Annotated in this window: 20 protein-coding genes and 1 pseudogene; 11 read left to right on the top strand and 10 right to left on the bottom strand. The window is 57.7% G+C overall.

Annotated features, from left to right (window positions below; translation table 11 throughout):
• Nucleotides 1-5: 5 nt before the first annotated feature.
• From bamB to C3406_RS20060, 5 genes are all read left to right on the top strand, one after another.
• A complete protein-coding gene (bamB, locus tag C3406_RS20080; RefSeq protein ID WP_103824631.1) occupies nt 6-1,184 on the top strand; it encodes an outer membrane protein assembly factor BamB in 1,179 nt (392 codons plus the stop codon).
• Between the two features lie 110 nt (nt 1,185-1,294).
• Nucleotides 1,295-2,770, top strand: coding sequence for a ribosome biogenesis GTPase Der (der, locus tag C3406_RS20075; protein ID WP_103824707.1), 1,476 nt, complete (start codon nt 1,295-1,297; stop codon nt 2,768-2,770).
• Between the two features lie 300 nt (nt 2,771-3,070).
• The gene (locus C3406_RS20070) at nt 3,071-4,624 is read left to right on the top strand and encodes a peptide MFS transporter (RefSeq protein WP_103824632.1); all 1,554 of its coding nucleotides are present in this window, start codon (nt 3,071-3,073) and stop codon (nt 4,622-4,624) included.
• A 61-nt stretch (nt 4,625-4,685) separates the two neighbouring features.
• Nucleotides 4,686-5,723, top strand: a complete 1,038-nt coding sequence (locus C3406_RS20065; protein WP_103824633.1) for a Gfo/Idh/MocA family oxidoreductase — start codon at nt 4,686-4,688, stop codon at nt 5,721-5,723.
• A gap of 52 nt (nt 5,724-5,775) precedes the next feature.
• Nucleotides 5,776-5,997 carry a zinc ribbon domain-containing protein gene (locus tag C3406_RS20060; protein ID WP_103824634.1) on the top strand — a complete coding sequence of 74 codons (222 nt, stop codon included), beginning with the start codon at nt 5,776-5,778 and terminating at the stop codon, nt 5,995-5,997.
• Here C3406_RS20060 and C3406_RS20055 read toward each other — a convergent pair.
• Nucleotides 5,994-6,344 (bottom strand): protealysin inhibitor emfourin, encoded by a 351-nt coding sequence (locus C3406_RS20055; protein WP_103824635.1) that lies wholly within the window; start codon nt 6,342-6,344, stop codon nt 5,994-5,996. The two genes, C3406_RS20060 and C3406_RS20055, sit on opposite strands and share 4 nt — an antisense overlap.
• Nucleotides 6,345-7,364 carry a M4 family metallopeptidase gene (locus C3406_RS20050; protein ID WP_103824636.1) on the bottom strand — a complete coding sequence of 340 codons (1,020 nt, stop codon included), beginning with the start codon at nt 7,362-7,364 and terminating at the stop codon, nt 6,345-6,347.
• Between the two features lie 155 nt (nt 7,365-7,519).
• Here C3406_RS20050 and C3406_RS20045 point away from each other — a divergent pair, with 155 nt between their 5' ends.
• Complete coding sequence (locus C3406_RS20045; RefSeq protein WP_103824637.1) at nt 7,520-8,650, top strand: MFS transporter; 1,131 nt, start codon at nt 7,520-7,522, stop codon at nt 8,648-8,650.
• Nucleotides 8,651-8,655: 5 nt separating this feature from the next.
• Here C3406_RS20045 and xseA read toward each other — a convergent pair whose 3' ends face one another.
• Nucleotides 8,656-10,029, bottom strand: coding sequence for an exodeoxyribonuclease VII large subunit (gene xseA / locus C3406_RS20040; protein ID WP_103824638.1), 1,374 nt, complete (start codon nt 10,027-10,029; stop codon nt 8,656-8,658).
• 159 nt (nt 10,030-10,188) lie between these two features.
• Here xseA and guaB point away from each other — a divergent pair, with 159 nt between their 5' ends.
• Both guaB and guaA read left to right on the top strand, forming a co-directional pair.
• Nucleotides 10,189-11,655, top strand: coding sequence for an IMP dehydrogenase (gene guaB / locus C3406_RS20035; protein WP_103824639.1), 1,467 nt, complete (start codon nt 10,189-10,191; stop codon nt 11,653-11,655).
• A 63-nt stretch (nt 11,656-11,718) separates the two neighbouring features.
• Nucleotides 11,719-13,296, top strand: a complete 1,578-nt coding sequence (gene guaA, locus C3406_RS20030; protein ID WP_103824640.1) for a glutamine-hydrolyzing GMP synthase — start codon at nt 11,719-11,721, stop codon at nt 13,294-13,296.
• 61 nt (nt 13,297-13,357) lie between these two features.
• Here guaA and C3406_RS20025 read toward each other — a convergent pair whose 3' ends face one another.
• From C3406_RS20025 to C3406_RS20015, 3 genes are read right to left on the bottom strand one after another with little or no spacing between them, the layout of a single operon-like run.
• Complete coding sequence (locus C3406_RS20025) at nt 13,358-14,104, bottom strand: alpha/beta fold hydrolase (RefSeq protein WP_103824641.1); 747 nt, start codon at nt 14,102-14,104, stop codon at nt 13,358-13,360.
• A 9-nt stretch (nt 14,105-14,113) separates the two neighbouring features.
• Nucleotides 14,114-14,368 carry a YdgH/BhsA/McbA family protein gene (locus C3406_RS20020; protein WP_103824642.1) on the bottom strand — a complete coding sequence of 85 codons (255 nt, stop codon included), beginning with the start codon at nt 14,366-14,368 and terminating at the stop codon, nt 14,114-14,116.
• A gap of 35 nt (nt 14,369-14,403) precedes the next feature.
• A complete protein-coding gene (locus C3406_RS20015; RefSeq protein ID WP_103824643.1) occupies nt 14,404-14,865 on the bottom strand; it encodes a DUF6130 family protein in 462 nt (153 codons plus the stop codon).
• Between the two features lie 220 nt (nt 14,866-15,085).
• Between C3406_RS20015 and C3406_RS20010 the strand changes: the two are divergent.
• Nucleotides 15,086-15,811, top strand: a pseudogene (locus C3406_RS20010) (SDR family oxidoreductase).
• Here the strand turns inward: C3406_RS20010 and C3406_RS20005 are convergent.
• On the bottom strand, nt 15,808-16,989 hold the full coding sequence (locus C3406_RS20005) for an MFS transporter (protein ID WP_103824644.1): 1,182 nt from the start codon (nt 16,987-16,989) through the stop codon (nt 15,808-15,810). The pseudogene C3406_RS20010 and the gene C3406_RS20005 sit on opposite strands and share 4 nt — an antisense overlap.
• A 98-nt stretch (nt 16,990-17,087) precedes the next feature.
• On the opposite strand from C3406_RS20005, the gene C3406_RS20000 reads away from it, so the two are divergent.
• Complete coding sequence (locus tag C3406_RS20000) at nt 17,088-17,972, top strand: LysR family transcriptional regulator (RefSeq protein ID WP_103824645.1); 885 nt, start codon at nt 17,088-17,090, stop codon at nt 17,970-17,972.
• A gap of 27 nt (nt 17,973-17,999) precedes the next feature.
• Here the strand turns inward: C3406_RS20000 and C3406_RS19995 are convergent, their stop codons facing one another.
• Nucleotides 18,000-18,206, bottom strand: a complete 207-nt coding sequence (locus C3406_RS19995) for a YfgG family protein (RefSeq protein WP_103180692.1) — start codon at nt 18,204-18,206, stop codon at nt 18,000-18,002.
• Between the two features lie 347 nt (nt 18,207-18,553).
• On the opposite strand from C3406_RS19995, the gene C3406_RS19990 reads away from it, so the two are divergent.
• Nucleotides 18,554-20,794, top strand: a complete 2,241-nt coding sequence (locus tag C3406_RS19990) for an EAL domain-containing protein (protein ID WP_103824646.1) — start codon at nt 18,554-18,556, stop codon at nt 20,792-20,794.
• Nucleotides 20,795-20,802: 8 nt separating this feature from the next.
• On the opposite strand, the gene ppx is transcribed toward C3406_RS19990, so the two are convergent.
• Nucleotides 20,803-22,344 carry an exopolyphosphatase gene (ppx, locus tag C3406_RS19985; RefSeq protein WP_103824647.1) on the bottom strand — a complete coding sequence of 514 codons (1,542 nt, stop codon included), beginning with the start codon at nt 22,342-22,344 and terminating at the stop codon, nt 20,803-20,805.
• 3 nt (nt 22,345-22,347) lie between these two features.
• Nucleotides 22,348-24,408, bottom strand: coding sequence for a polyphosphate kinase 1 (gene ppk1, locus C3406_RS19980; protein ID WP_103824648.1), 2,061 nt, complete (start codon nt 24,406-24,408; stop codon nt 22,348-22,350).
• Nucleotides 24,409-24,530 lie beyond the last annotated feature (122 nt).

Below are 24,530 nucleotides of genomic sequence, written 5' to 3'. Positions count from 1 at the left end.
ACCCGATGCAATTGCGTAAATTACTTCTGCCAGGACTGCTTTCCGTTACGTTATTGAGCGGCTGTTCACTGTTCAGCGGTGAAGAAGATGTCGTGACCATGTCGCCACTGCCGACGGTTGAAAACCAGTTTGAACCTTCTACCGCCTGGAGCACCTCCGTGGGCGACGGGATTGGTGATTTCTACTCTAACCTGCATCCGGCTTCTGCGGACGGCATTGTCTATGCGGCTGACCGCAAGGGCACGGTAAAAGCCCTGAATGCCGACGACGGCAAAGAAGTGTGGTCGGTCAACCTCGCAGAAAAAAGCGGCTGGCTGTCACGCACGCCTGCGCTGCTCTCCGGTGGTGTAACGGTTGCCGGTGGCCATGTCTATATCGGCAGCGAGAAGGCACAGGTCTATGCTCTTAACGCCAGCGATGGTTCCATTGCCTGGCAGACGCGCGTGGCGGGCGAAACGCTCTCTCGTCCGGTCGTCAGCGACGGCATGGTGCTGGTGCATACCGCAAACGGTCAGCTTCAGGCGCTGAATGAAACTGACGGCGCGGTGAAATGGACCGTGAACCTGGATATGCCTGCGCTCTCCCTGCGCGGCGAATCGGCTCCGGCTACCGCGTTTGGTGCCGCCATTGTCGGCGGTGATAACGGTCGCGTTAGCGCCGTACTGATGCAGCAAGGTCAGCTGATCTGGCAGCAGCGTATCTCTCAGGCTACCGGTCCGACCGAAATCGACCGTCTGAGCGACGTCGATACCACGCCGGTTATCGTGAATGGCGTTGTGTATGCGCTGGCCTATAACGGCAACCTGACCGCGATGGATCTGCGTAGTGGTCAGATCATGTGGAAACGTGAGCTGGGCTCGGTGAACGATTTCATCGTTGACGGCAACCGCATCTATCTGGTCGATCAGAACGATCGCGTGCTGGCCCTGAGCACCGAAGGCGGCGTGACGCTGTGGACGCAAAGCGATCTGCTGCACCGTCTGCTGACCGCGCCGGCACTCTATAACGGCAGCCTGGTGGTGGGTGATAGCGAAGGCTATATGCACTGGATTGACCCAAGCAACGGTCGTTTTGTCGCGCAGGCGAAGGTCGACAGTTCCGGCTTCCTGACCGAGCCGGTATCGGTTGACGGTAAACTGCTGATCCAGGCAAAAGACGGCACGCTGTACGCGATCACGCGTTAATCACCGCGGTTGTAGTATACTCAACGGCTCCTGTTGCTTCAGGGGCCGTTTTGATTTTTTAAAAAACGCCGCAAATGCGACGTGATATCGAATTTTATGAGGCTTTAAACATGGTACCTGTGGTCGCGCTTGTCGGGCGCCCGAACGTTGGAAAATCCACTCTTTTTAACCGTTTAACACGCACCCGTGATGCGCTGGTTGCGGATTTCCCGGGGCTCACGCGTGACCGTAAGTACGGTCGTGCAGAAGTGGAAGGTCGTGAGTTTATCTGTATCGATACCGGTGGTATCGACGGGACAGAGGACGGCGTTGAAACCCGCATGGCGGAGCAATCCCTGCTGGCGATCGAAGAGGCCGACATCGTGCTGTTTATGGTTGATGCGCGCGCGGGCCTGATGCCTGCCGACTCTGCCATCGCCAAGCACCTGCGCTCGCGTGAAAAAGCCACCTTCCTGGTGGCGAACAAAACTGACGGTATCGATCCCGATCAGGCGATGGCCGATTTCTGGTCATTAGGCCTGGGCGATATCTACCCGATTGCTGCCTCTCACGGTCGTGGCGTGACCAGCCTGCTGGAAACCGCGCTGCTGCCGTTCGTTGACGAGATCAACCCGCCGGAAGAGGTCGACGAAGACGCCGAATACTGGGCGCAGTTCGAAGAAGGCGAAGAGGGCGAAGAAGAAGAGCCTGAAGACGACTTCAACCCGCAGGATCTGCCGATCAAGCTGGCGATTGTGGGCCGTCCAAACGTTGGTAAGTCAACGCTTACTAACCGTATTCTCGGTGAAGACCGCGTGGTGGTGTACGACATGCCGGGCACGACCCGTGACAGCATCTACATCCCGATGCAGCGCGACGAGCGTGAATATGTGCTGATCGACACCGCGGGCGTGCGTAAGCGCGGCAAAATTACCGATGTGGTGGAAAAATTCTCGGTAATCAAAACCCTGCAGGCGATTGAAGACGCCAACGTGGTGATGCTGGTTATCGATGCCCGTGAAGGTATCTCCGATCAGGATCTCTCCCTGCTCGGCTTTATCCTCAACAGTGGGCGCTCACTGGTTATCGTCGTCAACAAGTGGGATGGCCTGAGCAATGAAGTGCGTGAGCAGGTGAAAGAGACCCTCGACTTCCGTCTGGGCTTTATCGACTTTGCTCGTGTGCATTTCATCTCTGCCCTGCACGGTAGCGGCGTCGGCAACCTGTTTGAATCCGTACGCGAAGCCTACGACAGCTCCACCCGCCGTGTCGGTACCGCGATGCTGACCCGCATCATGACCATGGCGGCAGAAGACCATCAGCCACCGCTGGTGCGCGGTCGTCGCGTGAAGCTGAAGTATGCGCACGCCGGTGGTTATAACCCACCGATCGTGGTTATCCACGGTAACCAGGTGAAGGATCTGCCGGACTCCTACAAACGTTACCTGATGAACTACTTCCGCAAATCGCTGGACGTAATGGGTACGCCGATCCGTATCCAGTTCAAGGAAGGGGATAACCCGTTTGCTAACAAACGCAACACCCTGACGCCGAACCAGATGCGTAAACGTAAGCGATTGATTAAACACATCAAGAAAAGCAAATAATCCTTGCTGCTCTGCCAAAAAACCCGCGCCTGTCGCGGGTTTTTTTATGCCTGACTGGGGCGAATAAATATTGATGTGATGTCAATCACTATTCATGTTTATCCAACATAAAATCTAAGAAATAAGACGATTGTCGAACTTTCATCTTTTGAGGGTGGGGTGGGGGCTGGACAAAAGTTGCTTCAGGTTATCAAATGGTTAAATAACATTTCGCCGGATGTAAAAAAGCCACCCGAATGCTAACGGGGCGGCTGACTTCCGGTGCTAACAAGTACGACGACACATCTTCTCGGGAGAATTATGCAATCCTCTGTTAATAAAAAAGAAAGCCGAACTTTCTTCGGCCATCCTTATCCGCTCGGCGCGCTCTTCTTCACGGAGATGTGGGAGCGCTTCTCGTTTTACGGTATTCGTCCGCTGCTAATTCTGTTTATGGCGGCCACCGTCTATGACGGCGGCATGGGGCTGGCGCGTGAGAATGCCTCCGCTATCGTCGGTATCTTCGCCGGAACCATGTACCTGGCCGCGCTGCCGGGCGGCTGGCTGGCGGATAACTGGCTCGGCCAGCAGAGAGCGGTCTGGTACGGCTCGATTCTGATTGCGCTCGGCCACCTGTCGATTGCGCTGTCGGCGGTGATGGGTAACAACCTGTTCTTTATCGGTCTGATGTTTATTGTCCTTGGCTCTGGCCTGTTCAAAACCTGTATCTCGGTAATGGTCGGCACCCTGTATAAGAAAGGCGATGCGCGTCGTGACGGCGGCTTCTCGCTGTTCTATATGGGCATCAACATGGGGTCGTTTATCGCGCCGCTGATCTCCGGCTGGTTGATTAAATCCCACGGCTGGCACTGGGGCTTTGGTATCGGCGGCATCGGGATGCTGGTGGCGCTGGTCATCTTCCGCCTCTTTGCCGTGCCGTCGATGAAGCGCTACGACAGCGAAGTGGGGCTGGACTCCACCTGGAACAGCCCGGTAGCGAAGAAAAACGGTGTCGGCGGCTGGCTGCTGGCACTGGCAGTAGGTATTGCGATTATTGTCACCCTGATTGCCCAGGGCGTGATTGTCATCAACCCGGTCGCCGTGGCCAGCGTACTGGTGTATGTGATTGCCGCCTCCGTGGCGCTCTATTTCATCTGGCTGTTTGCCTTTGCCGGCCTGAACCGGAAAGAGCGCGCCAGACTGCTGGTCTGCTTCATCCTGCTGGTCTCTGCGGCCTTCTTCTGGTCTGCGTTCGAGCAAAAGCCGACCTCGTTCAACCTGTTTGCCAATGACTACACCAATCGCATGATCGGCGATTTTGAAATCCCGGCGGTGTGGTTCCAGTCGATTAACGCCCTGTTTATTATTCTGCTGGCGCCGGTCTTTAGCTGGGCGTGGCCTAAACTGGCGAAAAACAACATTCGCCCGAGCAGCATCACCAAGTTCGTGATCGGTATTCTGTGCGCGGCAGGGGGCTTTGGCCTGATGATGCTGGCGGCGCAGAACGTCCTCAGTAACGGTGGAGCGGGTGTCTCCCCGTTCTGGCTGGTGGGCAGTATTCTGATGCTGACCCTCGGTGAACTGTGCCTGAGCCCGATTGGTCTGGCAACCATGACCCTGCTGGCCCCGGAAAGAATGCGCGGTCAGATGATGGGGCTGTGGTTCTGCGCCAGTGCGCTGGGCAACCTGGCGGCGGGCCTGATTGGCGGTCATGTGAAAGCCGATCAGCTGGATATGCTGCCGGACCTCTTCGCGCGCTGCTCCATCGCCCTGCTGATTTGTGCCGCTGTTCTGACGGTGCTCATTGTTCCGGTGCGTCGTATGCTGGAAAATGCGCAAACGAAAAGTGAGCCGAAACCCGTAACCAGCGCCTGAATCTGACCTTTCCTGGCCGGGGCGGGGTTACGCCCCGGCAATGCAACGAAAGAGGTAGCAGATGCAGATTGGATTTGTTGGGCTTGGCGCGGTGGTTGAAACCGCCTACCTGCCCGCACTACAAAATACCTTTGGTGATTCACTCCACTCTCTGGGGTTTGATATCCAGCCCGCAAAGACCCTTGCTGGTATCACGCGATCTCCTGCGCTCGACGACCTCCTTGCCCGCCCCCTCGATACACTTTTTATCACGACCTCATCACTACACCATCTGGACGTGCTTGAGCAGGCGCTGGCCTCCTCCATATCGAGGATTGTGGTCGAAAAACCGATTGTCGCCACGCTTGCCCAGGCCGAAAAACTGACATCGCTGCTGGCGAGGCCGGAGGCGGCCTCCCGCGTGCTGGCGCTCGATCACTGGATGGCGCGCATTCATCTGGTACGTCTGGGGCTGATCGGCTCCTTTTCTGACATCGTCAGCATCGAGGGCTTTTTACAGGAGCCGAGCGGGTTTAACGCGGCGGGGGAACCTGTCGCGCTTAACTTTGCCACCGGCGAGCCGGATACCCGGACGCTTCGCCACCCGGATGGGGTGATCCTCGATATCGGCACGCACGTGCTGGCGATGATGCGCGAGACGGTGCGCTATCTGGGCGGCAGTGGCGATCTCGCCTTGCAGGTGGTGACCGCCCGAGATCGGCTGGGGCGCGATATCGCTAAAGGCGACCTGACCACCGCGGAAGGCGAGGCGCATCTTCAGGGAACGATGGGCGGCGTGCCGGTGGATATCTGGCTCAACAAGTATGCGGGGCCGAGCGGCGGGCAGAAAGGGCTGCGGCTCTATCTGCGGGATGGACGCATTCTCAGCCACGACCGGCGCGGGGCGGAAGATGTGCTGGAGCTCATTGATAAGGGGCAGGTTGTTCAGTCCTGGCGTTTTGGCGGCACGATTTATGCGCGCTGTCTGACGGAGCATATCCTGGGAGTGCAGAGCCTGTTTGAGCGTGACCCGCAGGAGGTGAGCCGCACGACGCAGCGCAGGCTGGAAGAGGTGGAAATCCTGCTGACATTACAGCAACAGTTACGTGGCCCCCACTGAGCGCATCGTGTTAAAATTGGTGCAGTACTGAATATCCTTTCAAGGAGTCATCATGTCGATTACCTGCCCGGATTGCCATGCGGAGATTGAACCGCAAAACGGCGTGGCGCATTGTGAACACTGCAACCAGGATATTGCCCTGGAAGCGCGCTGTCCCGAGTGCCATAAGCCGCTTGAGGTATTAAAAGCCTGCGGTGCGGTGGACTATTTCTGTCAGAACGGCCACGGTCTGATCTCGAAAAAGCGCGTTGAGTTCGTCCTGCCCGGCGCTTAATCACACACGCAGTCTTCGCCCTTACGCCACAAATCCACCAGCGAGGGCGGGGCTTCCTGTTCCGGCACCAGCAGGATCACGTCGGTATACTGCGCCTGGTTGTGCCGGGTCCAGATGATCTGGATGCGAAAATAGCGCTGATCGCCGCGCCCCGGTGATGACGCCTGGCCGGGCGGCTGGCCAAGGTTCAGCGCCTGGTCGAGGATCGCTACCACCCGCTGGCGCTGCTGCTCGTTCAGTTCCGAGAGGGCAATACGCCGCAGGCCGCTCAGCTTAGGAATAAAAGCGACGCCGCCTTCGCGGGCCAGCTCCACCACGGCGTCATCCGTCAGTTCCGGGATCTGCATTTACAGTACTCCTGTGCTCTTCCAGGCCTGTTCAATGGCTGCCGCCACGTCGCCGCCAGCGCGTTTCTCTCCATGATAGATGGTCAGCCGTGCAAAGGCGGCAAAATCCGCGTCCTGCGCCAGTTTGCGATCGCACACCGTATCGTACCAGGCGTAGCCAGCCTTTTCCCAGGCATAGCCCCCGATGGCGGTGGCCGCCAGGTAAAAGGCGCGGTTAGGGATGCCGGAGTTCAGATGAACGCCGCCGTTGTCCTCACGGGTTTTAATGAAATCATCCATATGCCCCGGCTGCGGATCTTTGCCCAGCAACGGATCGTCGTAGGCGCTGCCCGGCTCGGACATGGAACGCAGAGCCTTGCCGTTAACGCCCTCTGCCAGCAGGCCTTCGCCAATCAGCCAGTCGGCCTTATCGGCGGTTTGCTTAAGGTGATATTGCTTCACCAGCGCACCAAACACGTCTGATAACGACTCGTTCAGCGCCCCGGACTGTTCAAAGTAGATAAGCCCGGCTTCGGTCTCGGTGACGCCGTGGCTCAGCTCGTGGGCGACCACGTCGATGGCGATGGTAAAGCGGTTAAAAATCTCGCCGTCCCCGTCGCCAAACACCATCTGCTGCCCGTTCCAGAAGGCGTTCTGATACTCCCGGCCATAATGCACGGTACCGGTGAGGATTAGCCCTTTGTTATCGAGGGAGTCACGCTGATAGTTTTTCCAGAAAAAATCATGGGTGATGCCCAGATAATCGTAAGCCTCGTCCACCGCCACGTCGCCGTTAGAGCGCTGCCCCTCATAGCGCACCTGGGTGCCCGGCAGCTCCTGGGTCTGCCTGGCGTCGTAAATGTCCCGCTCCAGCTGCCCGGGTCTGTTCACGTGCGGCGCGACGGGTTTGCCCGGCATGTGGGCCATCAGCGTCTGGACATGGGTCAGGGTCTGGCGAGCGCAGCGCTGCTGCGGCTCAGAGCCGCTCTCGATAATACGGCGAAGGATATAGGGCGGGATCACGCTATAGGTTCGGGTCATGCGTCTCTCCTGTTATGGCAATGCCGAAAAAAGCAACAGCTTAAGTGTATGCCATCGCAGCAAAACGGCAGGCAAGTCGGACAAATCGCGGGGCGAAAAAGTGGCGCACCCGGCGCACAGGGTTTAGGTTTTAACGACCCAACGCGAGGAACGGCATGAAGAAAAACCTGGCTCTGGCCATCACAGGATTCACCTTAATCGCTATCACCTATGGGATGGCGCGCTTTTCATGGGGCATCATGCTGCCGGATATCCGGCAGGCTATCCCTTTCTCGCCGCAGACCGCGGGCCTGATTGCCGCCTGCAGCTACGGGGCCTATTGCCTGTCGGTTTTTTTCGCCTCATCTCTGACTGAGCGCTTCGGGCCGCGCTTGCCGGCCGTTCTGGCGGCCTTAACGGCGGCGGCCGGGCTGCTGATTCTGGCTTTCGCCCCTTCGCCGTTGGTGCTGGCCGCGGGACTGTTCATTGCTGGCCTCAGTTCGGGGCTGGCGTCTCCCGCCCTGGCAGGGGCCGTGAGCCTCGGGGTTAACCCCGAGCGACAGACCCAGGTGAACACCATTATCAATGCCGGAACCAGCGGCAGCATCATTCTGTCGGTGCCGGTGCTGTTTTTTGTACCGGGAGGCTGGCGGGTTGCCTGCGCGATCTTTGCTCTGCTGGCGTTAGCCTCTCTTCTTCCCGTCTGGCGCTATCTGCCCCACGCGGGAAGGGCGGGCGAAGCGGCACCGGGCTGGCGCAGCCTGATACATAAACCGGGGATGATTCGGCTCTCCGCTATTGCGCTGGTCAGCGGTATCGCCAGCGCCGCCTGGTGGAGCTTTGGCCCCGAGCTTTTGCAGCGTCATACCGGGCTGGATGACGCCGCCACCAACATCCTGTGGCTGGTGAGCGGCGGGGCTGGGGTGGCCGCCGTGTTTACCGGCAGCCTGGCGAAACGCATCGGCATGCGCGGGGTTTACCGCGGATCGCAGATCTTTATGGCGGGGTCGCTGATTGCCCTGGCCTTCAGCAAGGGCTTTGCCTGGTGGCTGGTGCCGGTGGTGGCGATGAGCGGGGCGGGGTATGTGATTTTATCGGGCGTGCTGCTGGTGCAGGGGGCGCGGGTCGCGGAGCCTTCGCCTGCGGCCGGGGTCAGCGTTGCCTTCCTGATGCTGGCGGTCGGGCAGATAATCGGCTCGGTGCTCTTTGGCCAGCTGTATGGATTTGTCGGCGCGGCGTGGGCGCTGCTGGCCTTCTCCGCGCTATCGCTGGCGATGCTGGCGGTGATGCCCGACGCCCGGAATTAATCGCGTCAGGCCTTTTTGCGGGCGCGGGTTTTCCTGGCTGGCGTCACGCCTTTGACTTCGCTTTCCACCCAGCCGTCTGACAGGCGGGTAGTAAGCACATCCCCGGCTTTAACCTGTTTCGTCTGCTTCAGCACTTTGCCGTCGGTTGCCGTGGTCACGCTGTAGCCGCGCGCCAGGGTTGAGAGCGGGCTGACGGCTTCCAGGTGGGTGACCGCGTTACCAAAACGCTCGCGGGTGCTGCTCAGGCGGGCACGCAGATTCTCCGCAAGGCGATATTCCAGCTGCTGAATGCGGGTTTGTGCGCGATAAATACGCGGCTGCGGGTTGTGCTGGTTCAGGCGCTGGGTAACGCGCTGCTGGCGCTGCACCGCCCGTTTAAGCTGACTCTCCACCGCCACGTTCATCCGCTGGCGCAGACATTCCAGCACGGTTTGCTGACGCGCCAGGCGCAGCTGCGGGTGCTGCTGCTGCAGACGATGATGAAGCTGGGTAAAGCGACGGGTGCGGTTGGCGAGGAAATAGTCCATCGCCATCTCCAGCCGTTGCTGGCCGTTTTGCAGCTGGCGCAGCAGCTCAAGCTGGTTACGGCTGACCACTTCTGCCGCAGCGGACGGCGTCGGCGCGCGCAGGTCGGCGACAAAATCGGCGATAGTGACGTCGGTTTCGTGTCCGACGGCGCTCACTACCGGGATCCGGCTGGCAAAAATTGCCCGCGCCACGCGTTCGTCGTTAAAGCTCCAGAGATCTTCCAGAGAGCCACCGCCGCGCCCGACAATCAGCACATCACACTCCTGACGGGCGTTAGCAAGCTCAATGGCGCGGACAATCTGCCCCGGCGCATCATCGCCCTGCACCGCGGTCGGATAGATAACGACTGGCAGGGAAGGGTCGCGGCGTTTCAGGACGTGCAGAATGTCATGCAGCGCGGCGCCGGTTTTCGAGGTGATCACCCCCACGCAGTGGGCGGGGGAGGGGAGCGGTTGTTTGTACTGCTGATCGAACAGGCCCTCAGCGGAAAGCGCGGCTTTCAGCTGCTCATATTTTTGCTGAAGAAGCCCTTCCCCCGCAGGCTGCATGCTCTCAACGATAATCTGATAATCACCGCGCGGCTCGTACAGCGTGATACTGGCGCGAACCAGCACCTGCTGCCCGTGCTGCGGACGGAAGGTCACCCGGCGGTTGCTGTTGCGGAACATCGCGCAGCGCACCTGGGCGGTGTTGTCCTTCAGGGTGAAGTACCAGTGACCGGACGCCGGCTGGGTGAAATTGGAGATCTCTCCGCTGATCCACACCTGGCCTATTTCCTGCTCAAGCAGCAAGCGGACCGTCTGATTCAGGCGGCTGACAGTATAAATTGAGGGGGATTGGGAGGATAACATGTGAGCGGGATCAAATTCTAAATCAGCAGGTTATTCAGTCGATAGTAACCTGATAAGAGGCAATCGCAAGCATTATTTATAAAAAAGTGTGGATGCAATCGGTTACGCTCTGTATAATGCCACGGCAATATTTAACCACCCAGGTCAGAGATATTGCCCATGCTACGTATCGCTAAAGAAGCACTGACGTTTGACGACGTCCTCCTCGTTCCCGCTCATTCCACCGTTCTGCCGAATACTGCCGACCTCAGCACGCAGTTAACCAAAACCATTCGCCTGAACATTCCTATGCTCTCCGCGGCAATGGACACCGTGACGGAAGCGCGCCTGGCTATCGCCCTGGCTCAGGAAGGCGGCATTGGCTTTATTCATAAAAACATGTCTATCGAGCGTCAGGCGGAAGAAGTTCGCCGCGTGAAGAAACATGAATCTGGCATCGTTACCGACCCACAAACCGTTCTGCCAACCACCACCCTGCGCGAAGTGAAAGAGCTGACCGAGCGTAACGGTTTTGCAGGCTATCCGGTTGTCACCTCCGATAACGAACTGGTGGGCATCATCACTGGCCGTGACGTGCGTTTCGTCACCGACCTGAACCAGCCAGTCAGCGTCTATATGACCCCTAAAGAGCGTCTGATCACCGTACGTGAAGGCGAATCCCGCGACGTGGTCTTCGCAAAAATGCACGAAAAACGCGTTGAAAAAGCGCTGGTTGTGGACGAGAGCTTCCACCTGCGCGGCATGATCACCGTTAAAGACTTCCAGAAAGCAGAACGTAAACCGAACGCCTGTAAAGATGAGCATGGCCGTCTGCGCGTTGGCGCGGCGGTTGGCGCGGGTGCGGGCAACGAAGAGCGTGTTGACGCACTGGTTGCGGCGGGCGTTGACGTGCTGCTGATCGACTCCTCTCATGGCCACTCCGAAGGCGTTCTCCAGCGTATTCGTGAGACCCGTGCAAAATACCCTGACCTGCAGATCATCGGCGGTAACGTGGCAACCGGCGCGGGCGCGCGTGCCCTGGCTGAAGCTGGCTGTAGCGCAGTGAAAGTGGGTATCGGCCCAGGCTCCATCTGTACCACCCGTATCGTGACCGGCGTGGGCGTTCCGCAGATCACCGCCGTATCCGACGCGGTTGAAGCGCTGGAAGGTACCGGTATTCCGGTTATCGCTGACGGCGGTATCCGTTTCTCTGGCGATATCGCGAAAGCGATCGCGGCCGGTGCGGCAGCGGTAATGGTGGGCTCCATGCTGGCCGGTACCGAAGAGTCCCCGGGCGAAATCGAACTGTTCCAGGGCCGTTCTTACAAATCTTACCGTGGGATGGGTTCTCTGGGCGCGATGTCCAAAGGCTCCTCCGACCGCTACTTCCAGACCGACAACGCTGCCGACAAACTGGTGCCGGAAGGTATCGAAGGTCGCGTGGCCTATAAAGGCTACCTGAAAGAGATTATCCACCAGCAGATGGGCGGCCTGCGCTCCTGTATGGGCCTGACCGGCTGTGGTACTATCGACCTGTTACGTACCAAAGCGGAATTTGTGCGTATCAGCGGTGCGGGTATCCAGGAAAGTCACGTTCACGACGTGACCATCACCAAAGAGTCCCCGAACTACCGCATGGGCTCCTGATAAATTTCCACGCCCGGCTATAAGCCGGGCGATTTTGTTTCACTTGCCTCGGAATTAGCGTCAATGACGGAAAATATTCATAAACATCGCATTCTCATTCTGGATTTCGGTTCGCAGTACACTCAGCTGGTGGCACGTCGCGTACGTGAGCTGGGCGTTTACTGTGAACTGTGGGCGTGGGATGTCACGGAAGCACAGATTCGCGAATTCAACCCAAGCGGTATCATTCTCTCTGGCGGCCCGGAAAGCACCACCGAAGATAACAGTCCGCGCGCGCCGCAGTATGTGTTCGAAGCCGGTGTGCCGGTGTTCGGCGTCTGCTACGGCATGCAGACCATGGCGATGCAGCTGGGTGGTCATGTTGAAGGTTCCAACGAACGTGAGTTCGGCTATGCACAGGTTGAAGTCCAGACCGACAGCGCCCTGATCCGCGGTATCGAAGACTCCCTGACCGCCGACGGCAAAGCGCTGCTCGACGTCTGGATGAGCCACGGCGACAAAGTCACCGCTATCCCGTCCGGCTTCGTGACCGTTGCCAGCACCGAGAGCTGTCCGTTTGCCATCATGGCGAACGAAGAGAAGCGCTTCTACGGCGTGCAGTTCCACCCGGAAGTGACCCACACCCGTCAGGGTATGCGCATGCTGGAGCGCTTTGTTCGCGATATCTGCCAGTGTGAAGCGCTGTGGACGCCAGCAAAAATCATCGACGACGCCGTGGAGCGTATCCGCCAGCAGGTGGGTGACGACAAAGTGATCCTCGGCCTGTCCGGTGGCGTTGACTCCTCCGTGACCGCGATGCTGCTGCACCGCGCCATCGGCAAAAACCTGACCTGCGTCTTCGTCGACAACGGTCTGCTGCGCCTGAACGAAGCCCAGCAGGTGATGGACATGTTCGGCGACCACTTCGGCCTGAATATCGTTCACGTGGAAGGTGAGCAGCGCTTCCTCGACGCGCTGGCGGGTGAAAACGATCCGGAAGCCAAACGTAAAATCATTGGCCGCGTCTTCGTTGAAGTATTCGACGAAGAAGCGCTGAAGCTGGAAGATGTGAAGTGGCTGGCGCAGGGCACCATCTACCCTGACGTGATCGAATCCGCGGCATCTGCCACCGGTAAAGCACACGTCATCAAATCTCACCACAACGTGGGCGGCCTGCCGAAAGAGATGAAGATGGGTCTGGTTGAGCCGCTGCGCGAGCTGTTCAAAGACGAAGTGCGTAAGATCGGCCTGGAGCTGGGTCTGCCGTATGACATGCTCTACCGTCACCCGTTCCCGGGGCCAGGTCTGGGCGTGCGCGTGCTGGGCGAAGTGAAGAAAGAGTACTGCGACCTGCTGCGTCGTGCCGATGCGATCTTCATCGAAGAGCTGCACAAAGCCGACCTGTACAACAAGGTAAGCCAGGCGTTCACCGTCTTCCTGCCGGTTCGCTCTGTAGGCGTAATGGGCGATGGCCGTAAGTACGACTGGGTTGTCTCCCTGCGTGCGGTAGAGACCATCGACTTTATGACAGCCCACTGGGCGCACCTGCCGTATGACTTCCTGGGTCGCGTATCTAACCGTATCATCAACGAAGTGAACGGTATTTCCCGCGTGGTGTATGACATCAGCGGTAAGCCACCGGCGACGATTGAGTGGGAATAATTCCCGCCTGTTAAGCGCTGATAAATCAAGCCCGCATCCTGCGGGCTTTTTATTGCCTGTCTCATTTTACCGCTTGCTCAATCACCCGGGCAATCTCCTCCGGGTGACTCACCATCGACACATGGCTTGCCGCCACCTCGCTGGTTTTTGCATCAATCGCTTTCGCCATTGAACGCTCCAGATCCGGGTTGATCATCCGGTCATTCTTGCTGACCACATACCAGCTCGGCTTATCGTGCCAGGCTGCATGCGTGACCTTTTCTACAAAGGCGTCCCCACGAATCGGGCCCTGAGTGACGGTCAGCCTGTTTTGCTCAGCAGCCTTAATGTCCGGCGCAAAGTCCTGACGTACCGATTTGCCCGGCAAATAGAGAAAACCGTCCGCGGTTTTGGCGATGCCAGCGCTCCCCGGCGGGGCGGGGTAGCTCCCCACCAGATCCGCCGTCGACTTGCCCGAGTCAGGGGCAAACGCCGCCACGTAAACCAGCGCTTTGACCCGCGCATCGTTACCCGCCTCGCTTATCACCGTCCCGCCCCAGGAGTGCCCCACCAGCACCACATCCCCGTGGGCCCGGGCGATAGCGCGCTGGGTTGCGGCGATATCCTCTTTCAGCGAGGTGAGGGGCAACTGAACGGCGATGACCTCGGTATGTTGGCGTTGCAGCTTGTCGATCACGCGGTTCCAGCTGCTGCCGTCGGCAAAAGCGCCGTGCACCAGCACCACGGTTTTATTATTCGCCAGCGCGGAGCCACTGGCGGCGGCCAGCAGCAGGCCCACCGCAACGGTATGGATAAACAGTTTTTTCATGGTTACGCCTCAGCGATAAATATCGGCGGTGCCGGACAGGGTATTGTTCCCCCCGGCGGAGGTAATATGAAATGCGCTGGCGCCCGCTTTATCGGCTTTGGCCTGCAGTTTCGCCTCCAAATCCGCCAGCGACGTTGCGCCGCTGCTGTCGGAAACGGTGCCAATCTTTTGCTCTCCCTGAGGATGATCAATCTCCTGGGCGGCGAAAGCGGAAGAGGCCATTGCGGCGGTGAAGGTCAGAACAGCAATCAGTAATGTTTTCATGGTTTAAATCCTCAAAAATAAGTCAGGGGTTGCGTTCAGTGCATAACCGCGGCATGCGGCGGCACGGTGAATTCGACGGTCTTGCGATCAACAGGTTTATGGGTTGGGTCGGCGAGAATAAGGGTCACCTTGTGATGCCCTGCGGGCAGACCCACCAGAATGACCGGCTCGCCGCTGGCGTCGGCCCAGTGCCAGGGGTTGTCATCCACGATGACGTGGATATGGCCGATGCGCGGCGTCACTTTCAACGCCTCGGGTCCGAACACCGGTTCAATGCGCATGTTCTCTGCGCGGTATTGAATAAAGACCGCGCCTTTACTCAGCGGACCCGCCAGCGGCGGATCCACAATCAGCTTTGCCGGAGGCTGGGGCTGTTCGAGCGGTGCGACGGCAGCAGGGCCATTCACATCCGCGGCACTGAGCCCGCTTAACGGCGCGGCCCAGGTACAGCCTGATGACAAGGCGAACAGCGTGAGCAGGATATTTCGATGCATCATCCGGGTATCTCCTCTTCAGGTAATCAGTGACGACAGGTACAGAAAACCATTTTTATGTATCGGGTCTGTTTGCTGTGGGCGGCTTTTTTGTATGGCTGCGTAAGCAGGGCGGCGTGGATACAGTGCGATACATTCCGCGCATGCGCAGGGCTGTTTCTGCTGGCATGGTGTCTGCAGAGGCACCCAGGTGGGTGCTAAAGCAAACAGGAGAACGACCATCATGAATCACGAAAAAGTAGCGTTGGTTTTCGGCGGGGCGCGCGGGATCGGAGCGGCCATTGCGGCGCGACTGGCGCACGAGGGTTATCGGGTTGCCATTACCTGGGTATCACGCCCGGACCGGGCGCAGGCGCTGGTCTCAACGATTGAGTAACAGGGCGGTCAGGCGATAGCCATTGAAGCCGACAGCGCAGACGCGAAGGCTATCCAGGCCGCGGTGGATAAGACATTACGACAGTACGGCAGGCTGGATGTCGCGGTGGTGAACGCGGGCGTGCTTCGCCTCGGTACGATTGAGGAGTATTCCCTGGCGGATCTGGATACCACTCTGGCGGTCAACGTGCGCGGTGTCTTTCTTGCCATTCAGGCAGCGGTGAAGCCGATGGCAGAAGGGGGGAGGGTTATCACCATCGGCAGTAATACGGCGGTGCGTACCGGCCATGCGGGCAGCAGCGTGTATGCCATGAGTAAAGCGGCAGTCGCCTCGATGGTGCAGAACCTCGCCCTGGATCTGGCGCCACGGCGCATCACTATTAACAACATCCAGCCAGGGCCCATCGCTACCGATATGACCGCCGGGATGGCGGAGCAGATCGTTGGTAGCATCCCGTTGCAAAGAATGGGCGAGCCGGACGAAATCGCCTCGCTGGCGGCCTGGCTTGCCGGGACATCATCCGGCTACATGACCGGGGCAAGCCTGACCATTGACGGCGGATTTGTTCTTTAGTCACTCAGGGCAGGGATGCCCTCAGCATGGCGCGATGCCTGACCCTTGACGATAGCCACCGCCAGCCCGGCAATCACCAGCGTCAGCCCCCACGACAGCCACATCGCCCCAATCGTTCCTAAAGCCTTGTTCAGCCACGCATAGGCCAGTGGAGAAGCCGCCGCCATCAGCTGGGCCGGGATCAGCAGCACCCCGGTGCGTCTGGCGTACTCTTCAGGGGCAAACAACTGCAACGGCAGCGTGGCTTTGACGATGGTCACCAGCCCGTTAATCGCCCCATAGCCCAGCACAAAACCGACGGCTGACCAGAGGAAAAGCGTACTGCTCAGGCCGAGCATAAAGCAGACCGGCATGGCAAGGGCGGTGAGCAGCGTCAGGCGCAGCGGAGTGAGCCCCGCTCCGGTCACCACCTCCAGGAACCGCGCCCCGGTCTGCCCAATTCCCCATAACATGCCGATGGTCACCGGCAGGCCGACGCTGGCGATAAATTCCGGCAGATGGGTCGAGGTGCCGTTAGAGACAAAGGTGATGAGCGCGATGAACGCGGCGTACAGCCAGCTGTTGCGCCGATCCTCTCCCCCGGCACGGGCGGCGGGTTTGTTGGCTGGAGGGTGAGTTTGATTGGGTAGCGACAGGGTTAACGCGGCGCTCAGCAGGCCGAACAGAGCATAGATCAGCAGCGCTTCACGCCAGTTCATGACCATGAGCAGTGCCTCTCCCAGCGGCCAGAACACCACCGAGGCCAGCCCGCCCGCCAGCGTCACGCGGGAGATTGTTCGCCGCGCCTGCTGACCGTAAAGATTAACCAGCGCCGCAAACAGCGCGTCGTACAGCGACAGGCGCATACCGATGCCAGTTAACAGCCAGGCGCTGTACCAGGTAATAAGCGAGTGCGTGTAAGCCATGAGCAGACAACCCAAGGCGATCAGCAGGGAGCCGGTCATCACCACGCGCTGGCCGCCGATCCGCGCCAGTAAGCGGGCGACAAACGGCGAGAGGGCAGCCATCACCAGCATGGCGAGCGTCAGGCCCGAGTAGATTTGCGCTGACGACCAGCCGGTATCCGCCGTCATCGCCCGGGCAAAGGTGCCCGGCATATAAAAAGAGATCCCCCAGTTGATTAGCTGGTTACAGCCGGCAGTGAGGGAGAGGGCGCGGGGTAGGGCAGGGTTTTTCATTATCTTTCATTCCATCAGGGCGTTATGCTGAGCATATCGGTTGCATCAGGACCCTGGCAGGCCGGTGCGTTTATGGCTCCTATAAGGGAAACTTTGTGATGACGACGCTGAATCTGGGACAGCTGGCGACCTTTCGCCTGGTGGTGCAGCGGGGCAGTTTTTCTGCCGCGGCGGATCTGCTGGGACTTTCACAACCGGCCGTTAGTCTGCAGATCCGCCAGCTGGAGCAGTTTCTGCAGGCGCGATTAATCGAGCGTACCGGGCGGGGGATTAAAGCCACGGCGGCCGGGCTGGCGTTACTCACGCACGGCGAGCGCATCGAGCAGGCGGTGGATGAGGCGATACGAGCGGTAGCGGCCTTCAGCCATGATGTGAGCGGAACCATTACTCTCGGAATGGGGGCGACAGCCTGCATCCACCTGCTGCCGCCTCTGTTGCAGCAGCTGCGTCAGGAGCATCCGCTGCTGCGGGTTGGCGTCACCACCGGCAATACCCTTGAGATTGTTCGCGCTATCGAGGAGAACCGTCTCGATCTGGGGCTGGTGACACTCCCGGCTGCCGGTTCTGCGCTGGCGATCGCGCCGGTAATGGATGAGGAATTTGTCTTTATCGCCGCCGGGGAAGAGCAGGAAGAGTTCGGCATGCTGACCGCAGAGCATCTGCAGGATAAGCCCTTTATCGCGTTTAGTGCGGGAAGCAGCACGCGTACGGTTATCGACGCCTGGTTCCAGGCAAGCGGCGTGGAGGTGCAGCCGGTGATGCAGTCCGGCAGCATCGAAGCGATCAAGCGTATGGTTCGTGTCGGGCTGGGGTACAGCATTATTCCCCGAATGGCGGTCGCCTGCGCGCAGGACAGGCAGGGATTATGCGTACAGTCGCTTACGCCGGTATTACAGCGCCAGCTGGCTATCGTTATGCGTCAGGACAAAATACTGAGCAGAGGAATGAGCGAAATTATTCGTTTATTACAAACCGCAGAATAATTAAATTAACCAATAAAAACCAAACGATTAATTAATTGTCGATGTGGAACGCCCGGCGTAATCGACAGAGAGGCTGGATTGCTGGGCCTGTTTTTTCTCCTGATGGTGATACCAGGCACCTATAGAGGAATAGACGAAACGGCCAAGGAAAAAGAAGAAGCTGATTAGCAGTATGATACGCGTCATCCGAGTGTTAAACCGATGTCGTCTTCGCATACGTGTGGCCTGACTCACTGTTGTTTTCCTGATAATACCCTGCGGGCGGTACGCCATTAAGGCATACGGGGGGGCAGGGGTCAATTAATTGTAATGTAAAATTCCGTCAACAACTCACTTACTTAATGTTATGTATAATAATTAGTTTATTTACGCCATTGATAATTAGCACAAAAGTAGGGTTAAAAAATGTGAATCTTATTTATCGAAATTACTATTTTTGATTTAAGTCAAATGTCACTCGCCGTTGGTAACTAAAATCTTTATTCCTTTTCGTGTAATCGTTATTTCGTCTTCACGGCAACAGCGTCAGGTTGGATGCCTGTCTGAACTACCCCTGGACGAGCGGGTTTACTATGGCATCTATGACTATTTTCTCTTTATACAAAAAATACAAAGATCACTGGTGGGCGCTGCCGTTGCTTCTGCCGATCGTGCTGCTGCCCATTGCGCGCTTAGCCACTACCTACACCCAGGTTCAGGGGAGTCTGGTGGTGCTCTATTATATGCCGCTGGCGTTATTACTTGCCTTCATGCTGTTTTATGGGATGGCGGCAGTGCCTGGCATTATGGTTGCGCTCTTCCTGCACTATTATCCCTCGATTGGCGGCTACGAAACGGCCATTGCCATTGCGCATTTCCTGATCCCAATCTCCCTCAGTTGGGGGGGATATCGGGTCTTTACACCCCGACGTAATATGACCGCCTATGGCGACCCACGGCTTATCGCGCAGCGGATGTTCTGGCAGATGTTCTGCCCGGCCTCGATTTTCCTGCTGCTGTTCCAGTTCGCGGTTTACCTCGGCGTTTACCAGACGCGGTTTGACCTGGCCGGTATCAGTACCCCCGGAATCCGCTCGCTGATTAACTATCAGGGGTTAATGGTTGGCTGCCTGACGGGGGTGCCGTTCTGCTATGTGATCATCCGTATCCTCCGTCATCCCCGCTATCTGCGCAGCCTGATATCGCAGATGAGGGGCCAGATAGACCGCAAAGTGTCGCTGACAGAAGTCGTCATCTGGGTGCTGATCAACAGCGCATTACTGGCCTTGCTGTTATGGCCGATCAACGAAAACAGCAGCATCTTCAGTACCAACTACACGCTGTCGCTGCTGATGCCGGTCATGCTGTGGGGTTCGATGCGCTTCGGTTATAAGCTGATGTCCCTGATCTGGACGCCAGTGCTGATCGTCTCTATTCACTATTTTTACCGCTATATCCCCTGGTCACAGGGATACGATATCCAGCTCACCATTACCTCCTCCAGTTATCTGGTCTTTACCTTCGTGGTGGTCTATATGGCGGTATTGGCGACCCGACAGCGGGCCATCAATATCCGCGCCAGACGGCTGGCGTTTCTCGACCCGGTCGTACATATGCCGAACCTGCGGGCGCTTAACCGCGCGCTGGGCAAAAAGCCCTGGTCGGTGCTCTGTTTCTTGCGCATCCCTGAGCTGGAAGTGCTGGGGCGTAACTATGGGGTATTGCTGCGTATTCAGTACAAACAGAAGCTGGCCGCCTGGCTGAGCGACTCTCTGCAGCCGGACGAGTGCGTATATCAGATGTCGGGTCACGACCTGGTGTTGCGGCTGGATACCGAGTCACATCAGTCCCGCATTGAAGAGCTGGATCTGCAGATCAAACGTTTCCGCTTCCTCTGGGACGGCATGCCGCTTCAGCCGCAGGTAGGGGTTAGCTACTGTTATGTGCGCTCCCCGGTGGTACACCTCTATCTGCTGTTGGGTGAACTGGGTACCATTGCCGATCTCTCTCTGGCGACCAACCACCCGGAAAACCTGCAGCAGCGGGGCGCAATCAATCTGCAACGCGGTTTGAAAGACAAAGTCGCGATGATGAATCGCGTGCAGCGGGCGCTGGAAAAAGATGAGTTTACCCTGCTGGCGCAGCCCGTACAGGGCATCCGCGGCGATAGCTATCACGAAATACTGCTCCGTCTGCAAAATGGTGATGCCGGGCTGATCTCGCCCGATATTTTTCTGCCTGTTGCCCAGGAGTTTGGCCTTTCGTCGCGAATTGATCTGCTGGTGCTGGAGAAGACGCTCAAGTTTATGGCGGAGAACCGCGAAGCGTTTCCGGGGCAGCGGTTTGCCATCAACCTTTCGCCAACCTCTATCTGCCGGGCCCAGCTGCCGCTTGAGGTCAGCCGGATGTTGCAAAAATATGCTATTGAGAGCTGGCAACTGATCTTCGAGATCACCGAAAGCAGCAGTTTTGGCAACGCCGGGCTGGCGATGCAGACCGTGAATCATCTGCAGCAGATGGGGTGCCGGATTGCCATTGATGATTTTGGTACCGGCTACGCCAGCTATGCGCGGCTGAAAAACGTGAATGCCGATATCCTGAAAATCGACGGCAGCTTTATTCGTAACATCGTCAGCAATAGCCTGGATTACCAAATTGTCGCCTCAATTTGTCATCTTGCGCGGATGAAAAAGATGCTGGTGGTGGCGGAGTATGTCGAAAGCGAAGAGATCCGCCACGCCGCTGAAGAACTGGGCATTGACTATTTTCAGGGCTATTTGATTGGCAAACCCGTGCCGCTGGAGAGTCTGCTTAGGGTTGAGGCGCTCGGTATGAGCGCCTGACGGGAGGATTACGCGGCGACGTGCGGGGAGTGCTCTTCTTCAATTTTCAGGCACCAACCGGTGACGGCGCTCCAGTACTGTTGCTCTTTTTCCAGATCCAGCAGTACCAGCGCGTTCTGGCTAAACCAGTCATGCGGGAAACTTAGCGTCCAGTGGTTATCGTCCGTGGTGAGCGTCAGCGTTGGTGGCGTCGTGGTCGCCTGGCGCTGGTTGTTGAGCAACACGCCCAGACGTAACAGCTGGATCAGCGGCAGGAACTGTTTTTTCTTGAACAGCGTAAAGCGCGGCAACTCGTCCAGCTTAACGGCTTTACGATGATAGCGCACCAGCGAGGCCATCATGGTCTGCTGCTCCTGGTTGAAGCCTGGCAGGTCGCTGTGTTGCAGAATGTAGGCCGAATGACGGTGCATCCCGCTGTGGTTGATATTGAGCCCCACTTCATGCAGCATCGCCGCCCATTTGAGCAGAGCCGCCAGCTGCGGATGCGCCAGTTTCGGGTTCTGGGCTTCCCACTGATCATACATTTGGGTCGTGGTTTCCAGCACGCGTCTGGCCTGTTCGCGGTCAATATTGTACTGGTTGGCCAGGCTTTGCGCGGTGCGGCTGCGAATATCCTGATGACGGAAACGGCCTTCCATCTCATACAGCACGCCTTCGCGCAGCGCGCCGTCGGAAAGACGCAGCTCACGAATGGCCAGCGCATCGAACACGCCGCACAGGATCGCCAGACCCGGCACAAATACCGCTTTGCGCTCTTCGGAGAGACCCGGCAGGCTCAGGGCGGTAAAGCTTTTATGCTTGAGCACCTCTTCCATCAGCCGGGTCAGGCGCTCAGGGGTAATAAAGCCATCTTTTTCGCCCATCTCCACCAGCACTTCGTGTGCCGCTTTGATCGTACCCGAGGCGCCAAGCGCCACGTTCCAGCCCTGCAGACGGTATTGCCAGGCGAGGGACTCCAGCTTCTGTACTGCGGCCATGCGCGCGCGCTGGAAGTTCTCCCGGCTGATTGTCCCGCCCGGGAAATAGAGTTGGGCAAAGCTGACACAGCCCATCCGGCGGCTTTCAACCAGGTGCGGTTCAAAGTTTTCGCCGATCACCAGCTCCGTCGAGCCGCCGCCAATATCAATCACCAGCTTGCGGCCTTTTTCGGGTTGCGTATGCTCCACACCCATAAAAATCAGACGGGCTTCTTCGTTACCCGAAATGATTTCGATAGGGTAGGGGATCACCTTTTCCGCGCGCTTTAAAAATTCCGTCGCGTTCGCGGCCTGGCGCAGGGTATGCGTTCCGACAATGCAGACGCTCGACGGGGTGAAACCCTGCAGGCGTTCGGCAAACAGCGACAGGCAGTTCAGCCCGCGCTCCATCGCCTCTTCGCTGAGCATATTGTCCGCACCCAGGCCGTCAGCCAGGTGGACGCGCTGCTTCAGACGACCGATGATCTGCATTGCGCCATCCACCTCACGGGCGATGACCATGTGGAAGCTGTTAGAACCAAGGTCGACCGCAGCAAACTCCTGCGGTCGTGGGGTCTTATCGTTTATCGGCATAGGTTAATCGGGTTGCTCGAGTGATTTGATATAGTCGTAAATCGCCAGCTGTGCCCGTACTTTACGGCGATTGCCGCGCGGCACATAGCGGTTACTCAGTTCTTTATCGACATAACGTGCTTTTACAGTATCACTTAACAACAGGTCGATAATATCAAGAATTTGTTGCTTCAGCCGCGGATCGAGCAGCGGGGCCGCTACTTCAATTCGGTAATCGATGTTTCGCGTCATCCAGTCGGCGGAAGAGAGGTAGACGCGTTTATCGCCGCCGTTCTCAAAAATATAGATCCGATCGTGCTCAAGATAGCGATCGACGATGCTGACGACGCGAATATTTTCACTGATGCCCTCAAGATCGGGGATCAGCGAGCACATGCCGCGGATCAGCAGATTAACCTGAACTCCCGAACTGGAGGCGGCATACAGGCGATCCACCAGCCCTTTATCGACCAGGTTGTTCAGCTTCAGCGTAATGCCGGCTGGCTGGCCGTTTTGTGCATTGGCGATCTCGCGGTCGATCATGTCATACAGCAGACGACGGGAGTTCTGCGGGGAGACCAGCAGATAGTCGAAGCTGACCGGGCGATACGGGTTTTCGATAAAGTTAAATACCCGACGCACCTCGTTGGTGATCCGCGCATCGGCAGTGAGCAGCGAGTAGTCGGTATAGATGCGCGCGGTCTTTTCGTTGAAGTTACCGGTGCCGATATGAGCATAACGCACCACGTCATCGCCCTCTTTACGGGAGATGAGGAACAGCTTGGCGTGGATCTTCAGCCCAGGAGCCGAGAAGATCACGTGCACGCCCGCTTCGGTCAGACGACGGGCCCAGTGGATATTGGCCTCTTCATCGAAACGTGCCTGCAGCTCCACCACCACGGTCACTTTTTTGCCGTTGTGGGCAGCGTGGATCATCGCATCGATAATGCGGGAATCTTTCGCCACGCGGTAGATATTGATTTTAATCGCCAGCACGTTGGGGTCGAACGACGCCTGACGCATCAGCTCCAGCACATGCTCAAAGGTATGGTACGGATAGTAGAGCAGGACGTCGCGCTCGCGAATGGCGTCGAAGCCGTTACGGAACTTATCAAACCAGATGTGGCGCAGGCGGGGCAGCGGCTTGTTCACCAGGTTGGCTTTGCCGACGTTCGGGAAGCCGATAAAGTCTTTGAAGTTGTGATAGCGACCGCCCGGCACGATGGAGTCGTAGCGGGAGATGGTCAGCTTTTCGCGCAGCATATCGACCATGGCATCGGGCATATCGCGCTGATAAACAAAGCGCACCGGCTCCGCCGTCAGACGCTGCTTGAGGCTGGAGGACATCAGCTCCATCAGGCTGGCCTCCATCTCGTGCACCAGGTCGTACTCGGCGTCACGGGTCATCTTCATCGAATAGGCGTTCAGGGCATCATAATCGAAGAAGCCCTTGAAGATATCGTCAAGGCAGTAGCGCAGGATGTTATCCAGCAGGATCATCGGTTTGCGGCGGCGTGGCGTCTCCGGCGGCAGGTTGACGAAGCGCGGCACTTTGTCTGACGGGATCTCCAGCAGCGCATAGCGGATGCTGTCGCCGCGGATAATCTCTACCGCCAGGTAGGTGTAGTCATCTTTCAGGAACTGCACCAGATCGGTTTCGCGGTTAATCAGAATCGGGGTGATGTGCTGGCGCAGATACTGTTTGAAATAGTGGCGCAGCCAGCTCTGCTGGTTAACCGAGAGCTGTCGCTCGTTAATCAGGAAGATTTGATTGCGTGCCATCTCCAGCAGCAATTCGTTATACAGGCTGTCAAATTCCTGGTCGGCTTTCAGGACCCTGGACTGGATCTTGCCCAGCAGATGACGCGAATTCGAGTTTAAACCCTGCTCTTCGCTAATGATGATTCGACGCTTCAGTTCAGCAAAGCGAACTTTATAGAACTCGTCCAGGTTATTGGAGTAAATCCCCAGAAAACGCATGCGCTCAATCAGCGGGTTACTTTTGTCGGCCGCTTCCTGAAGCACGCGCTCGTTGAATGCTAACCAGCTTAGCTCTTTCTCGATGTATAACTTTTCCTGACCCATTACTACTCACACTCCAGTTCAATCACAGGACGTGGTAAATCCGTCTCGCCTTTATTATGGCGAGCATTTCCACAATATGTCCAACTGTGTCAGAAAAGTATGACAGTTAAATTTTTTCTTGA

This window comes from Leclercia sp. LSNIH8 (genome assembly GCF_002920195.1).
Taxonomy (GTDB): Bacteria; Pseudomonadota; Gammaproteobacteria; order Enterobacterales; family Enterobacteriaceae; genus Enterobacter.
This window is presented reverse-complemented; position numbering and strand designations above follow the sequence as displayed.